Origin of the sequence: Dickeya sp. MK7, assembly GCF_000406305.1 — a bacterium.
GTDB classification, from domain to species: domain Bacteria; phylum Pseudomonadota; class Gammaproteobacteria; order Enterobacterales; family Enterobacteriaceae; genus Dickeya; species Dickeya fangzhongdai.
Genome location: NZ_CM001984.1, coordinates 1,923,359 through 1,937,289, shown reverse-complemented (window position 1 = coordinate 1,937,289; position 13,931 = coordinate 1,923,359). Strand labels below are relative to the sequence as shown.

13 protein-coding genes, 1 pseudogene and 1 riboswitch are annotated in these 13,931 nt (G+C 60.0%); of the genes and pseudogenes, 1 reads left to right on the top strand and 13 read right to left on the bottom strand.

What is annotated here, in order from left to right; all coding sequences use genetic code 11:
• Positions 1 to 110: 110 nt before the first annotated feature.
• The 11 genes and pseudogenes from DXXMK7_RS08455 to DXXMK7_RS08405 form a co-directional block, all read right to left on the bottom strand.
• Positions 111 to 1,145: an ABC transporter ATP-binding protein gene (locus DXXMK7_RS08455; protein ID WP_038918704.1), complete on the bottom strand. Its 1,035-nt coding sequence runs from the start codon at positions 1,143 to 1,145 to the stop codon at positions 111 to 113.
• Positions 1,142 to 2,643, bottom strand: a pseudogene (locus DXXMK7_RS08450) (ABC transporter permease). The gene DXXMK7_RS08455 and the pseudogene DXXMK7_RS08450 overlap by 4 nt, the downstream one beginning before the upstream one ends.
• 124 nt (positions 2,644 to 2,767) lie before the next feature.
• Complete coding sequence (locus DXXMK7_RS08445) at positions 2,768 to 3,784, bottom strand: iron ABC transporter substrate-binding protein (RefSeq protein ID WP_038918703.1); 1,017 nt, start codon at positions 3,782 to 3,784, stop codon at positions 2,768 to 2,770.
• 246 nt (positions 3,785 to 4,030) lie between these two features.
• Positions 4,031 to 4,480, bottom strand: coding sequence for a molybdopterin synthase catalytic subunit MoaE (gene moaE, locus DXXMK7_RS08440; RefSeq protein WP_038918702.1), 450 nt, complete (start codon positions 4,478 to 4,480; stop codon positions 4,031 to 4,033).
• 3 nt (positions 4,481 to 4,483) lie between these two features.
• On the bottom strand, positions 4,484 to 4,729 hold the full coding sequence (moaD, locus tag DXXMK7_RS08435; protein ID WP_038918701.1) for a molybdopterin synthase sulfur carrier subunit: 246 nt from the start codon (positions 4,727 to 4,729) through the stop codon (positions 4,484 to 4,486).
• Positions 4,726 to 5,208, bottom strand: a complete 483-nt coding sequence (gene moaC, locus DXXMK7_RS08430) for a cyclic pyranopterin monophosphate synthase MoaC (RefSeq protein WP_038659837.1) — start codon at positions 5,206 to 5,208, stop codon at positions 4,726 to 4,728. The genes moaD and moaC overlap by 4 nt, the downstream gene beginning before the upstream one ends.
• A 6-nt stretch (positions 5,209 to 5,214) precedes the next feature.
• Positions 5,215 to 5,727 (bottom strand): molybdenum cofactor biosynthesis protein B, encoded by a 513-nt coding sequence (gene moaB, locus DXXMK7_RS08425; RefSeq protein WP_038659841.1) that lies wholly within the window; start codon positions 5,725 to 5,727, stop codon positions 5,215 to 5,217.
• A gap of 31 nt (positions 5,728 to 5,758) precedes the next feature.
• A complete protein-coding gene (gene moaA / locus DXXMK7_RS08420; RefSeq protein ID WP_038918700.1) occupies positions 5,759 to 6,748 on the bottom strand; it encodes a GTP 3',8-cyclase MoaA in 990 nt (329 codons plus the stop codon).
• Positions 6,736 to 6,879, bottom strand: a riboswitch (molybdenum cofactor riboswitch). Its footprint overlaps the gene before it by 13 nt.
• A 311-nt stretch (positions 6,880 to 7,190) precedes the next feature.
• Positions 7,191 to 7,337 (bottom strand): DUF2474 domain-containing protein, encoded by a 147-nt coding sequence (locus tag DXXMK7_RS08415; RefSeq protein ID WP_071605258.1) that lies wholly within the window; start codon positions 7,335 to 7,337, stop codon positions 7,191 to 7,193.
• Between the two features lie 47 nt (positions 7,338 to 7,384).
• Entirely contained in the window at positions 7,385 to 8,392 is a 1,008-nt protein-coding gene (gene cydB / locus DXXMK7_RS08410) for a cytochrome d ubiquinol oxidase subunit II (protein WP_038918698.1), read from the bottom strand.
• Position 8,393: 1 nt separating this feature from the next.
• Complete coding sequence (locus tag DXXMK7_RS08405) at positions 8,394 to 9,809, bottom strand: cytochrome ubiquinol oxidase subunit I (protein ID WP_038918696.1); 1,416 nt, start codon at positions 9,807 to 9,809, stop codon at positions 8,394 to 8,396.
• 631 nt (positions 9,810 to 10,440) lie between these two features.
• Here DXXMK7_RS08405 and yvcK point away from each other — a divergent pair.
• Positions 10,441 to 11,361 (top strand): uridine diphosphate-N-acetylglucosamine-binding protein YvcK, encoded by a 921-nt coding sequence (gene yvcK / locus DXXMK7_RS08400; RefSeq protein ID WP_038918695.1) that lies wholly within the window; start codon positions 10,441 to 10,443, stop codon positions 11,359 to 11,361.
• A gap of 3 nt (positions 11,362 to 11,364) precedes the next feature.
• On the opposite strand, the gene DXXMK7_RS08395 is transcribed toward yvcK, so the two are convergent.
• Positions 11,365 to 11,796, bottom strand: coding sequence for a VOC family protein (locus tag DXXMK7_RS08395; RefSeq protein WP_038918694.1), 432 nt, complete (start codon positions 11,794 to 11,796; stop codon positions 11,365 to 11,367).
• A 121-nt stretch (positions 11,797 to 11,917) separates the two neighbouring features.
• Positions 11,918 to 13,930 carry an excinuclease ABC subunit UvrB gene (gene uvrB, locus DXXMK7_RS08390; RefSeq protein ID WP_038918693.1) on the bottom strand — a complete coding sequence of 671 codons (2,013 nt, stop codon included), beginning with the start codon at positions 13,928 to 13,930 and terminating at the stop codon, positions 11,918 to 11,920.
• Position 13,931: the final 1 nt, after the last annotated feature.

The window sequence follows — 13,931 nt, the reverse complement described above, 5'->3', positions numbered from 1 at the left end:
TACACGCAACGGATAACGCTTCCTCAACGGTCATCGCAATTTATGCAGGCTATGCGCCCGCAGGGCGCGTGATTACGGCCAGCGCTCCACAGTGAAGGCGGCCGCCGGAACTAATCCAGTCGGTGCGCCCGCCCGGCTACCGTCAGATTGACGCCGCAACCGATGACGATATCTTCCCGGCTGACGCTTTTCAGTTCGATCACCTGCGCGCTATTGGTCATTCGCAGGCGCAGCGTGGACACGAATCCGGCAAACTCGATGTTCGCCACCACCGCCTGCGGCGCCGCCGACGGCTCGGCCAGCGAGAGCTGAATCTGCTCCGGTCGCAGCATGATGCGTGCGGCGCCGGCGGACTGATTATCGTCAACCGCGATATCGCCCAGCGCGCACGCGGCGCGCCCGTCTTTCAGCTGCGCCGACAGCACCAGCGTGTCGCCAAGAAACGCGGCGGCGGCCTCATCCACCGGGCGCAGATACAACGACTGCGGCGATCCCACCTGCACCAGCCGCCCTTGCCGCATGACGGCCATCTGATCGGCAAATGACAACGCCTCCGCCTGATCGTGAGTCACCAGAATCGACGCCACGCCCGCCTCCGCCAGCAGGGCGGAAACCGCCTGACGGGTCGCGGCGCGCAGGCCGGTATCCAGCGCCGAGAAAGGTTCATCCAACAGCATCAGCGTCGGGCGCTGAGACAACGCGCGCGCCAGCGCCACCCGCTGCTGCTGGCCGCCGGACAATTCATGCGGCCACAGTGCTGCCAGCCGCGAGTCCAGCGACACCATCGCCATCAGTTCATCGATGCGTCGCTGTTTATCCTGTTTACTGCCCTCAAGCCCAAAACCGATGTTCTGCGCCACGGTAAAGTGCGGAAACAGCGCGCCGTCCTGCGGTACAAAGCCGATGCCGCGCTGATGCGCCGGCACCCACTGGTTCGCATCCGCCACGACGCGCGTTTGCAGACGCACGGTGCCGCTGTCCGGCGCTTCGAAACCGGCAATAATACGCAGCAACGTCGTCTTGCCGGAACCGGAGGGGCCGACAATCGCGGTACGGCTGCCCGGCGCAACCTGCAAGTCGATTCCGTCCAGCACCGTGACGGCATTGAAAGATTTGCCGATGCCATAAAGTTCAAGCGTATTCATAAACCTGCCGTACGTTTCGATTGAGAATAGAGCAACCAGGTCAGCGGGAGCGACAGCACCACCATAATCAACGCATAGGGCGCGGCCGCCATATAGTCGATTTCACTGGTTAACGCCCAAAAGCCGGTCGCCAGCGTGCGGGTACCGTTCGGCGCCAGCAACAGCGTGGCGGTTAATTCGTTGGTGACGGCGAGAAACACCATCGCCGCCCCAGCCGCCGCGCCCGGCGCCGCCAGCCGCAGCGTGATGCGCCACAACGCCCGTCCGGGCGAACATCCCAGACTGCGCGCGACGTTTTCCAGTTCCACCGGCGCCTGCGCAATGCCGGCGCGCAGGTTAATCAGCGCTCGCGGCATAAACATCAGCACATAGGCCAGCAGCAGGGTGAATTCGGTCTGGTACAGCGGCCGCAGGGTATGAATGGTGACGGTGACCAGCGCCAGCGCCACCACAATGCCCGGCAGCGCGCTGGTGATGTAATTACAGCCTTCCAGCAGGCGATACAGCCGCGACGGATGGCGCACCGACAGCCAGGCCATCGGAAACGCGCACAGCGTCACCAGCGCCGCGCCGCTGACGCCCAGCCACAACGTCTGGCGCAATGCGGGCCACAGTTCGTCGTTGCGCCACACCTCCATGCCGCCGAGCCACAGCCAGCGAGCGAGCGTCATCAGCGGTACGCCCAGCGCCAGCACAGTTAACGCCAGCGGCAACAAAACGCAAACCAGCGCCGCCGGCGACGACAGCCGCCAGGGCGTCAGGTTACGGGCGCTGCCGGAACCGACGCGGGCATAGCGCGCGCGTCCGCGGGTCAGCGCTTCCAGCAGCAGCAGCCCCAGACAGCACAACACCAGCACGCCCGCCAGCATGTTTGCCGCCAGACCGTTAAAGGTAGACTGGAACTGCTCGAAAATTGCGGTGGTGAAGGTATCGAAGCGAATCATGGCGTACAGGCCGTATTCCGCCAGCAGATGCAATGCAATCAGCAGCGAACCGCCCCACACCGCCAGCCGTAGCTGCGGCAACACCACGCGAAAAAAACACGCCAGGGTCTGGCGCCCAGTGAGGTCGCCACATCTTCCAGGCTGGGATCAAGCCGGCGCAGCACCGCCGCCGCCGGCAGATAAATAAACGGGAAATAGGCGAGAACCGACAGGAACACGCCCGCCGCCAGGCCATGCATGCCGGGCAACAGGCTGATCCAGGCGTAACTTTGAACAAAGGCCGGTACCGCCAGCGGCGCGGTCAACAACAGCGACCACGCGCGGCGCCCCGGCAACGTGGTGCGCTCGGTCAGCCAGGCCAGCGCTACCCCGAGCAGCGTGCAGAGCGGCAGCGTCACCGCCACCAGCAATACGGTATTAAGCAGCAGTTCCCCGACCCGAGGCCGGAACACCAGCGCTTTTATCGTTTCCCAGTCGGTTTCAAGGGTGATACCCACCACGAAACCCAACGGCAGCAACGCCAGCAACGACAACAGCAAGGCCATCAGCGCCATGCCGCCGCCAGCAATCCGGTATGGCCGCGCCCCCGGTCGCACCGGGTGGGTCACACCGACGCCGGCGACTTTCCATTCCACATCGGCCATATGCCTTATTGTACTCCCGCCCTGCACTGACGCATTACAGCAGACCTGCTTCGGTCATCAGCTCAACCACTTTCTTGCCGTTAAGTTTGGCGGCGTCCACTTTCGGCGCCTGCAGGTCTTTCAGCGGCACCAGTTTCGGGTTGGACTCGGCATTCACGCCCACCGCGTATTCAAAGGCGGTGTTGGTACGCAGCACTTCCTGACCTTTCTTACCGGTGATCCACTTGACGAAAGCCTGAGCCTGTTGCTTATGCTTGCTGGAGGCCAGCACGCCGCCGCCGGAGATGCTGACGAACGCGCCCGGATCCTGATGTTTGAAGTAGTACAGACGGATATTTTTGCTGTTTTCGCCGGTTTTAGCGCCGTCGACAAACGGGTAGTAGTGGTAAATAACGCCGCTGTCGATCTGGCCGGCGTTCACCGCTTTCATCACCGTACTGTTGCCTTTATAAGCGGTGAAGTTGGTTTTCATCGCCTTCAGCCATTCCAGCGTCGCTTTCTCGCCTTTCAGCTCCAGCACCGCGCTGACGATCGCCTGGAAATCGGCGCCGGACGGGGATGCGGCCCAGCGGCCTTTCCATTCCGGTTTAGCCAGGTCCATCAGCGACTTCGGCAGTTGCGCCTCGGTCAGTTTCTCCGGATTGTAGACAAACACCGTCGAGCGAGCGGCGATGCCGATCCAGCGACCGTGGGACGGACGATACTGCGGCTCCACCTGCGCCAGCGTATCGGCGTCCAGCGGCGCGAACAGGTTGGCGTTATCCACCAGCACCATCGACGGCGAGTTTTCCGTCAGGAACACGTCGGCCGGAGAGGCATTGCCTTCCTGCACCAGCTGGTTGCCCAATTCGCTGTCGCCGCCATTACGCAGCGTGACTTTAATGCCGGTGTCCTGAGTAAAACCATCTACCCACGATTTCACCAGGTTTTCGTGCTGCGCGTTGTAAATCACAATACCTTCATCTTCAGCCTGCGCGCCGAAGGAGAACCCCATCACCAGGGAAGACGCCAGCAGGGTGGCGGGGAACAGGGAAGCAATACGCCGTTTCATACCATTATCCTTTTCACTGTATGGCAATTAACTGTATGACAATAAAAGCGAATCAGGCGGAACATAACCGCCGGCTCATTATCGTAGCACTAAAATAGAAATAAAAATGATTCTTATTAATTGTTTCCTTAACACTATTTTAATGCAAAATTTATAATTCACTGCTTTTTATCGCTTTTTCTTCAACGGTGAAATTATTACGCTGAAAATCATACAGCGGCGGCAATCAATCCGCCGCCGTTGCCATTACCAACGCTCCGCCGCCTGCCGATCGCTATCGCGGGCGTCCACCCAGCGGTCGCCATCCGACGTCGCTTCCCGTTTCCAGAACGGCGCGCGCGTTTTGAGGTAATCCATGATGAATTGCGCCGCCTCGAACGAGGCATGGCGGTGGGCGCCGCTGACGCCGACAAAGACGATTTCGTCGCCGGGATAGAGCGCGCCGACGCGGTGAATCAGGCTCACGCGCTGAATCGGCCAACGCTGCCGCGCCGCGTCGACAATCTCCGTCAGCGCCTTTTCCGTCATGCCCGGATAATGCTCCAGCGTCAGCGCGTTGACGTGATCGCCCAGATTATGATTGCGCACTTTGCCGGTGAACGTCACCACCGCGCCGTCCGCATCGCTCGCCGCCAGCCAGGCGTACTCGTCGCCCACGCTGAACGGCGCTTCCCCTACCTGAATACGCGTCTCCATCACTCAGCCTCCGGTTACCGGCGGGAAAAACGCCACTTCGTCGCCATCGGTCAGCGGGTGCGACATCGCCACCAGCGACTGATTCACCGCCGCCAGCAACTTACCGTCTTCCAGCGCCAACGCCCAGCGGTCGCTCCGCGCGCACAGCGCCTGTCGCAACGACGCCACGTCCCGATATTCCGCCGACAGCGAGAGCCGATCGGTGCCGGTCAGTTCCCGCACCTGCGCAAAAAACAACACGGTAATCATGATGCCTCCGCCTTGAAATCACCGGATTTACCGCCGCTTTTCGCCAGCAACCGCACCGGGCCGATCACCATGTCTTTCTGCACCGCTTTGCACATGTCGTAAATGGTCAGCGCCGCCACCGAGGCGGCGGTCAGCGCCTCCATTTCCACACCGGTCTTGCCGGTCAGCCGACACAGGGATTCAATCCGCACCCGGTTGTGCTCCGGCTGGGCTTCCAGCTCCACCGCCACTTTGCTCAACAACAGCGGATGGCACAGCGGGATCAACTCCCAGGTACGCTTGGCGGCCTGGATACCGGCGATGCGCGCGGTGGCGAAGACATCGCCCTTGTGATGCCGCCCGTCGATGATCATCGACAGGGTCTGCGGCGCCATTTCCACAAAGGCTTCGGCGCGCGCCTCGCGCACCGTGTCCGCCTTGTCGGAAACATCCACCATCGCCGCTTCACCGGCTGCGTTAATGTGGGTCAGTTGTGACATAACAGCTTACTTTTTCAAATGGGGATAGAGGTTACAGGGTTTCTGGCGCGCATCCAGTTGCTCGCGGATAATGCGCTCCCAGGCGGTATGACAGGCTTTGGTCGACCCCGGCACGCCGAAAATCGCCGTCTGGTTAGCCAAACCGGCAATGGCGCGGGACTGAATGGTGGCGGTGCCGATCTCTTCGTACGACACCATGCGGAACAGTTCGCCAAACCCGTCGATTTCCCGGTCGAACAGCACCCGGACCGCCTCCGGCACCAGGTCGCCCGGCGTAAAACCGGTACCGCCGTTGATCAGGATAACCTGCACATCGTCGCTAGCTACCCAGGCGGAAACCTGCGCGCGGATCTGGTACAGGTTTTCGCTGACAATCGCGCTGCCCGCCAGTTGATGCCCATCATGCTGCAACGCTTCACGCAGATAATCGCCGGACGTATCGTCGGCGGCGGTGCGGCGCGACGACACCGTCATCACCGCCACACGCAGAGGAATAAATTCGCTGCTGACCTTGCTCATAAACACTCCTTAACGCTATTGCGCGGCCGGTTCAGCCGCCGATAAAGGACAGATTCGGGGTAATGCCGCTGTTGCCGTCGTGCAGGAAATGCGATTGCCGTTTGCTGCTCAGGCCGCCGGAAATACGCAGCTTCAGCGCCTCCTGCTGGTCATCATCCGTCAGCAAATCGCGCAGCGGAATGCCCTGCTCGCCGAACAGGCATAGGTGCAGATTGCCGATGGCCGACACCCGCAGCCGATTGCAGCTCTGACAAAAGTCTTTTTCGTACGGCATGATCAACCCCACTTCACCCTGATAATCCGGGTGCGAGAACACCTGCGCCGGGCCGTCGCTGCGCGCCCGCGCCTGCTGTTGCCAACCTTGTTGCAACAAGCGCTCGCGGATCACCTGACCGGATACATGGTGACGGCGGAACATCGCCCGCCCTTCGCCGGTTTCCATCAGTTCAATAAAACGCAGTTGGATCGGCCGGGTGCGGATCCAGTCGAGAAAGGTGTGCAGGCTGCTGTCGTTGACATCACGCATCAGTACGGTATTGACTTTCACCCGGCGAAATCCGCTGGCGAAGGCGGCATCGATGCCGTCCATCACCTGACGAAATTTGTCCTGCCCGGTAATGGCGTGAAACTGGCGGGCATCCAGGCTGTCGACGCTGACGTTAAGCGCCGTCAGCCCGGCCTCGCGCCAGCTCGCCACATCCCGCGCCAGCCGGTAACCGTTGGTGGTGACCGCCAGCGTGCGAATCGCCGGGTTTTCGCGGATAGCGGCAATAATGTCGACAAAATCCCGGCGCAAAGACGGCTCGCCTCCGGTCAGGCGCACCTTTTCGGTGCCCAGATCGGCAAACGCGCGGCCAACGCGGCGGATTTCATCCAGCGACAGAAAACGATGGGGCGTCGCGCCGTTCGACTGATAGCCGTCCGGCAGACAATAGGTACAGCGAAAATTACAGACGTCCGTTATCGACAGGCGCAAATAGTAAAACTTGCGCGCAAACGCATCGGTCAGTTGACTCACCATAAACACCTTTCCAAATACGGGAGATGCGGGCATTTCTACCCTGCACCCTGGTGACCATCGGCCACGGCCAGGGAACCGTATCCTCGCTTGCGCGCGAACTTAGGCTCCGGGGCTAGGAGTTTGATTTCCCGGCGTCGCTTCACCGACGCCGAACAACCGTGATTGCTTCATGAAGTCTATCGCCAAATCAGGTTATCCGTCACTGAAAATGCGGTATATAATCCTGTATATAGCGGATTTCATTCACTATTTTGGCGCTCAGCATAGCGGAAATCCACTCAGCTTTCCTGACCTGAGTCATAGGATGACGCTTATCCCCTACCCCTCTGGAGGTAAGGCGCGCGAAATGAACCGGTTTGCCCGGTTAAAGAAACCTGCCCGCCGGATAACCGGCAGGCATGGGGTGCGGATAAAAAATACGGCAGATACTACGGCAAATAAATCAGTGCGTTTTCAACCCGGCGGCGGTCATCAGCAGGCGAAACAGCGTCGCGACCACGCCGAGCGCCAGCACGCTGGCGCTCCATAGCACCGCCATCCATACCAGCCGCCGCCACAGCGGCCGCACCGGCTTTGGCGATGTCGCCATGTCGATTGCACTTTCCCTGGCAACGGTTCGTACGGCAAACAGCTTCATCAGTGGTACCCCTCATCCGGCCGGACTTTTCCCCGGAAAACGTAATAACTCCAAAAGGTGTAACCCAGGATCACCGGGATGATCAGCAGCGCGCCGACCAGCATGAACCCCTGGCTCTGCGGCGGCGCGGCGGCATCCCACAGCGTCAGCGACGGCGGAATGATCATCGGCCACAGGCTGATGCCAAGCCCGGTGAAGCCGAGGAAAATCAGCGCCAGCGTCAGCAGGAACGGAGAATAATGCGCGTGGCGACGCACGCCGCGCACTATTCCCGCCGCACAGGCCGCCACCAGCAACGGAACCGGCAGGAACCAGAACAGATTAGGCAGCGAAAACCAGCGCTGTTTGACCGCTGGATGCGCCAGCGGCGTCCACAGGCTAATGACCGCGATCACCGCCAGTAACGCCACCACCAGCGACGGCGCCAGCGCCGACATGCGGCGATGCAGCCTCTGCCCGGTTTTCATGATAAGCCAGGTACACCCCAGCAGCGCATACGCCACCACCAGTCCAGCGCCGCAAAACAGCGAAAACGGCGTCAGCCAGCCTAATACCGGGCCGGAAAAATGGCGATCGGTCACCTCAAAGCCGTTGAGCACCGCACCGACGGTGACGCCCTGAAAGAAGGTGGCGACCAGCGAGCCCCACATAAAAGCGCTATCCCAGAACGGGCGGTGCGACGGCGTCGCCTTGAAGCGAAACTCAAAAGCGACGCCGCGAAAAATCAGCCCAACCAGCATCAGCGTCAGCGGAATAGTCAGCGCATCCACAATCACCGCGTAAGCCAGCGGGAACGCGCCGAACAATCCGGCGCCGCCCAGCACCAGCCAGGTTTCGTTGCCATCCCATACCGGCGCGACGGTATTGACCATCAGGTCCCGGTCGGCGGCGTGGCGATGAAAAGGAAACAAGATGCCGATGCCCAGATCAAAGCCGTCCATCACGATGTACATCAGCGTGGCGAAGATGATGATGGCGAACCAGATGACAGAAAGTTCGATACCCACGTTATTTCCCCTCTTCCAGCGTTTCCGGTACCGCGGACAGCGGCCGCGCCGGCGTAGACGATTGCCCCGGCCCGCCGGTAGATGCGGCGTCGCCCTCTCCCGCTTGCGGCCCTTTCTTGATCAGCCGCACCAGATAGACATACCCGACGCCGAAGACCGACAGATACACCGCAATAAACAGCAGCAGACTGATGCTCATTTGCAGGTCGCCGTGCGCCGATACCGCGTCACGGGTGCGCTGCAGACCGTAAACCACCCACGGCTGGCGACCCACCTCGGTGGTAAACCACCCCGCCAGAATCGCGATCAGCCCCGACGGCCCCATCAGTAGGGTGAACCACAAAAACGGCCGCGACTGATACAACCGGCGACGCCAGCGCAGCCACAGACCGATAACGCCCAGCAGGATCATCAGCATGCCCAGCCCGACCATGATGCGAAACGACCAGAACACCACCGTCGAATTAGGACGTTCGTCTTTCGGAAAACTTTTCAATGCCGGCACCTGCTTGTCCAGGCTGTGGGTCAGGATCAGGCTGCCCAGATAAGGAATTTCCAGCGCATAGCGGGTGGTTTCACGCTCCATATCCGGCCAGCCCACCAGGATCAACGGCGTCGGTTCGCCGGGCGGGTTATCCCAGTGGCCTTCTATCGCGGCAATTTTGGCCGGCTGGTATTTCAGCGTATTCAGGCCGTGCATATCCCCCAGCAGCGCCTGAACCGGCGCCACGATTAACGCCATCCAGAGCGCCATCGACAGCATTTTGCGAATCGCCGGCGTGTCGTTGTGACGCAGCAAATGCCAGGCGGCGGACGCGCCGACAAAGAAGGCGCTGGCAAGAAACGCCGCCGTCGCCATGTGCATCAGCCGGTACGGAAAGGACGGGTTGAAGATCACCGCCAGCCAGTCCACCGGCACCACTACGCCGTTATGGATTTCATGCCCCTGCGGGGTCTGCATCCAGCTGTTGGACGCGAGGATCCAGAACGTGGAAATGATGGTGCCAAGCGCCACCATGCAGGTGGCGAAGAAGTGCAGCCCCGGGCCTACCCGCTGCCAGCCAAACAGCATGACGCCAAGGAAACCGGCTTCCAGAAAAAAGGCGGTCAGCACCTCGTAGGTCAGCAACGGGCCGGTGATACTGCCGGCAAACTGGGAAAATCCACTCCAGTTGGTGCCAAACTGATAAGCCATCACCAGGCCGGACACCACGCCCATGCCAAAATTGACGGCAAAGATTTTCGAACAGAAATGGTAAAGATCGCGGTAGTCGCGGTTATTGGTTTTCAGCCATAACCCTTCCAGCACCGCCAGAAAACTGGCCAGCCCGATGGTGATGGCGGGAAAAATGATATGGAAGGATACCGTGAAGGCAAACTGGATCCTTGCCAGATGAAATGCATCGAGTCCGAACATGTCTTACCTCTGGACTGCAAACAGTCCTGCTATCGATTTACTTGTCGGCTGGGCGCGGGCCGGAATAGGAGCTATCGCCGACGCGCGCCGAACGAAACAGCGCCAGCCGTACTCACGCTGATGGCGGAATACCACTGGCAAGGATCTTAGAATGGGCGGGAATAAATGGACATAAACAGTCTGTATTATTTACGCCATAACAGTTTACGCTATAACAGCATGATTTCGCTGTGCGTGACTTTTATTTATCGGTGAAAAATGCGCAAATAAAAAATACAAATAAATTTAAAAAACATAAACATAATAATAAATATTAAAAATATAACAGCATGCTTTATTACACTATTTATCAAGCCATCATATTTTAAAAAATCCGGTTTCCTGTTATTAACGATTATCGGCTAACCACTGATTTCCGCTGAAAAATCTATCCGTCGACGAACCTTTTTCTGGTTAACCGGCTGGCATTTCCTGCACCGCCGCCCAGCGCTTTTTTGCCGCCGGCTGTACAACCGTTAACCATCCGGGAAGACGCGTGGAAAATTTCTGTCGGCGCTTATGCTGCTTCAGGCCAAGATGTGGTATATATCCGCTACTTTTTACGGCAGATAACCGAAAGATAAGGGTATTTATGGGGAATCGCACATTGGCGGAGCTGGATCGTGTGGTGGCGCTGGGCGGCGGTCACGGACTGGGGCGCGTCATGTCGTCGCTCTCCTTTCTGGGGTCACGGCTGACCGGCATCGTCACCACAACCGACAATGGCGGCTCCACCGGGCGAATTCGCCGTTCGGAAGGCGGCATCGCCTGGGGCGACACCCGGAACTGCCTGAACCAGTTGATCACCGCCCCCAGCGTGGCGTCGGCAATGTTCGAGTACCGCTTCAGCGGCAACGGCGAACTGTCCGGCCACAATCTTGGCAATCTGATGCTTAAGGCGATGGATCACCTCAGCGTGCGTCCGCTGGAAGCCATCAACCTGATCCGTAATCTGCTCAAGGTGGACGCGCTGCTGATTCCGATGTCGGAACAACCGGTAGACCTGCTGGCGATTGATGCCCAGGGCAATCCGGTATACGGCGAAGTGGCGGTAGACCAGCTCGCCACCCTGCCGCAGGATCTGATGCTCTACCCGGCCGCCCCCGCCACACGGGAAGCGCTGACGGCGATTACCGAGGCGGACCTGATCCTGATCGGCCCCGGCAGCTTTCTCACCAGCCTGATGCCGCCGTTACTGCTTACCGATCTGGCGCAAGCGCTGCATGACGCCCGCGCCCCGGTGGTGTACATCGGTAATCTGGGGGACGAACAAAGTCGAATCGCCACCCGCCTGACGCTGGCGCAGAAACTGCAGCTTATCGAGAGCAAAATTGACCGACGCATCATTGACGCCGTGGTCGTCGCGCCCCGAACGGACACCCGCGGGGTGGACGATCGCCTGATTATCCAGCAGCCGCTGGCAGCGCAGGACGTGCCGCACCACCATGACCGCGCACTGTTGCGCGCGGCGCTGGAGCAGGCGGCACAATCGCTGGGACTATGCCCTGCCTGAGGTTCACTCTCTGAGCCACGGCGTATGGGTCATGCCCAGCAGCAGGCCCTCCGGGCTGAGGAAGCGGGTTACCGTCTGCCCCCAGGGCTCCAGCCGGTTCTCCACTAACAGCGGATATCCCTGCTGTTTGACCGCTTCGGTAGCGGCGGCGATATCCGCCACTTCCAGCTCCATCCAACCCTGCGGCCGCGGATACGCCGACGGCCAGTCATCACTGCCGAAACAAGACTGACTGGCCTGCGCCAGCGGCCATAGCGCGAAATGCTTCACGCCGCCCAACTCGTCGCAGGAGAGGTAGATGTCATTGCCTTCCATCGGCTTTAGCGGCAGGTTCAACATCGTCTGATAGAACGTCTGACTAGCCGGAGCGGATACCGTTACCGGCCCAAAGCCAGCCACGAACAGCACGTCTACGCCAGGAATCGGATTATTCATCACTCAGCCTCTCTTTTGTATATGCTCTGCATCTGTGTAGGTTCTGCATCTGTATATAGGCGCTGCCTCGCCATGCCGCCGGCCGGGCGACAACGCCAGCACAGCGCTCACGCCGGTATCATCATGACGCGGCGATAAACTGTTCGCGCAGCGCGTGAATCTCGTCGCGCAGCCGGGCGGCTTCCTCGAATTCCAGATTCTGCGCATGGGCCAGCATCTGACTTTCCAGCTCGCGGATTTTTTGATCCAGCGCTTTTGGCGACAGTTGCTGGTAATGCGCCGCCGGTTCGGCCGCTTTCTTGCCGCGCCCTTTGCCCCGGCCGTTAGTCGGCTGACCAATCTGCAGGATGTCGCCAATCTTCTTGTTAAGCCCCTGCGGCACGATGCCATGTTGTTCGTTGTACGCCTGCTGTTTCTCGCGACGGCGCAGAGTCTCATTCATGGCGCGTTCCATCGACGGCGTAATCTTGTCGGCATACAAAATCGCCTTGCCGTTAAGATTACGCGCCGCCCGGCCGATGGTCTGAATCAGCGATCGTTCCGAACGCAGGAACCCTTCCTTATCGGCATCCAGAATCGCCACCAGCGACACTTCCGGCATGTCCAGACCTTCACGCAACAGGTTGATGCCCACCAGCACGTCGAACTCGCCCAGACGCAAATCGCGGATGATCTCCACCCGCTCCACGGTATCAATATCAGAGTGCAGATAACGCACCCGCTCGCCGTGCTCTTCCAGATACTCGGTCAGGTCTTCCGCCATCCGCTTGGTCAGGGTGGTGACCAGCACGCGCTCGTTGATGACGGAGCGTTTGCGAATTTCCGACAGCAAGTCATCCACCTGGGTGGTCACCGGGCGGACTTCCAGTTCCGGGTCCAGCAGACCGGTCGGCCGCACCACCTGATCGATCACCTCGCCGCCGGATTTTTCCAGCTCGTAATTGCCCGGCGTCGCCGACACATAGATGGTCTGCGGCGCCAGCGCTTCGAACTCCTCGAATTTCATCGGCCGGTTGTCCAGCGCCGACGGCAGGCGAAAACCGTACTCCACCAACGTTTCCTTGCGCGCCCGGTCGCCGCGGTACATGCCGCCCAGTTGCGGAATGGTGACGTGGGATTCGTCGATCACCAGCAGACCGTCGGCCGGCAGGTAATCGAACAGCGTCGGCGGCGGTTCGCCCGGCCCGCGGCCGGACAGAAAGCGGGAGTAGTTTTCAATGCCGGAGCAATAGCCCAGCTCATTCATCATCTCCAGATCGAAGGTGGTGCGCTGCGCCAGCCGCTGTTCTTCCAGCAACTTATTGCCGGCGAGCAGCACCTGACGGCGCTCCGCCAGCTCAACCTTGATCTCTTCCATCGCCTGCAGGATGCGTTCGCGCGGCGTGACGTAGTGAGTTTTGGGGTAGATGGTGTAACGCGGCACCGTCTGCACAATATGCCCGGTGAGCGGGTCGAACAGCGACAGCCGCTCCACTTCTTCGTCGAACAGTTCCACCCGCAGGGCGATGTCCTCAGATTCCGCCGGAAAAATATCGATGATCTCGCCGCGCACGCGAAAGGTGCCGCGCGAAAACGCCTGATCGTTGCGGGCGTACTGCAACTCCGCCAGCCGCCGCAGGATGGCGCGCTGGTCGATCAGCATGCCCTGAGTCAGGTGCAGCATCATCTTTAAATACAGGTCCGGATCGCCCAGACCGTAAATGGCGGACACCGACGCCACCACCACCACGTCGCGCCGCTCCAGCAGCGCCTTGGTGGCGGATAATCGCATCTGTTCGATGTGTTCGTTGACCGAGGCGTCCTTCTCGATGAAGGTGTCCGAACTCGGCACGTAGGCTTCGGGCTGGTAGTAGTCGTAGTAAGAGACGAAATACTCCACCGCATTATCCGGAAAAAACGCTTTCATCTCGCCATACAACTGCGCCGCCAGCGTCTTGTTGGGCGCCAGCACCATCGTCGGCCGGTTGAGGTCGGCAATCACGTTGGCGATGGTGAACGTTTTACCGGACCCCGTTACCCCCAGCAGCGTCTGGTGCGCCAGTCCGTCTTCCAGCCCTTCTTCCAGGCGGCGTATCGCCTCGGGCTGATCGCCGGCGGGTTTGAAATCAGAATGCAGTTTGAACGCTTTACTCATG

Coding starts and splice junctions, on each gene's coding strand:
- moaC (WP_038659837.1), bottom strand. CDS start 5,208: ATGTCACAACTGACCCACATTAACGCAGCCGGTGAAGCGGCGATGGTG.
- yvcK (WP_038918695.1), top strand. CDS start 10,441: ATGGGGAATCGCACATTGGCGGAGCTGGATCGTGTGGTGGCGCTGGGC.
- moaE (WP_038918702.1), bottom strand. CDS start 4,480: ATGGAGACGCGTATTCAGGTAGGGGAAGCGCCGTTCAGCGTGGGCGAC.
- moaD (WP_038918701.1), bottom strand. CDS start 4,729: ATGATTACCGTGTTGTTTTTTGCGCAGGTGCGGGAACTGACCGGCACC.
- DXXMK7_RS08405 (WP_038918696.1), bottom strand. CDS start 9,809: ATGTTCGGACTCGATGCATTTCATCTGGCAAGGATCCAGTTTGCCTTC.
- DXXMK7_RS08415 (WP_071605258.1), bottom strand. CDS start 7,337: ATGGCGACATCGCCAAAGCCGGTGCGGCCGCTGTGGCGGCGGCTGGTA.
- DXXMK7_RS08455 (WP_038918704.1), bottom strand. CDS start 1,145: ATGAATACGCTTGAACTTTATGGCATCGGCAAATCTTTCAATGCCGTC.
- uvrB (WP_038918693.1), bottom strand. CDS start 13,930: ATGAGTAAAGCGTTCAAACTGCATTCTGATTTCAAACCCGCCGGCGAT.
- DXXMK7_RS08395 (WP_038918694.1), bottom strand. CDS start 11,796: ATGAATAATCCGATTCCTGGCGTAGACGTGCTGTTCGTGGCTGGCTTT.
- moaB (WP_038659841.1), bottom strand. CDS start 5,727: ATGAGCAAGGTCAGCAGCGAATTTATTCCTCTGCGTGTGGCGGTGATG.
- DXXMK7_RS08445 (WP_038918703.1), bottom strand. CDS start 3,784: ATGAAACGGCGTATTGCTTCCCTGTTCCCCGCCACCCTGCTGGCGTCT.
- moaA (WP_038918700.1), bottom strand. CDS start 6,748: ATGGTGAGTCAACTGACCGATGCGTTTGCGCGCAAGTTTTACTATTTG.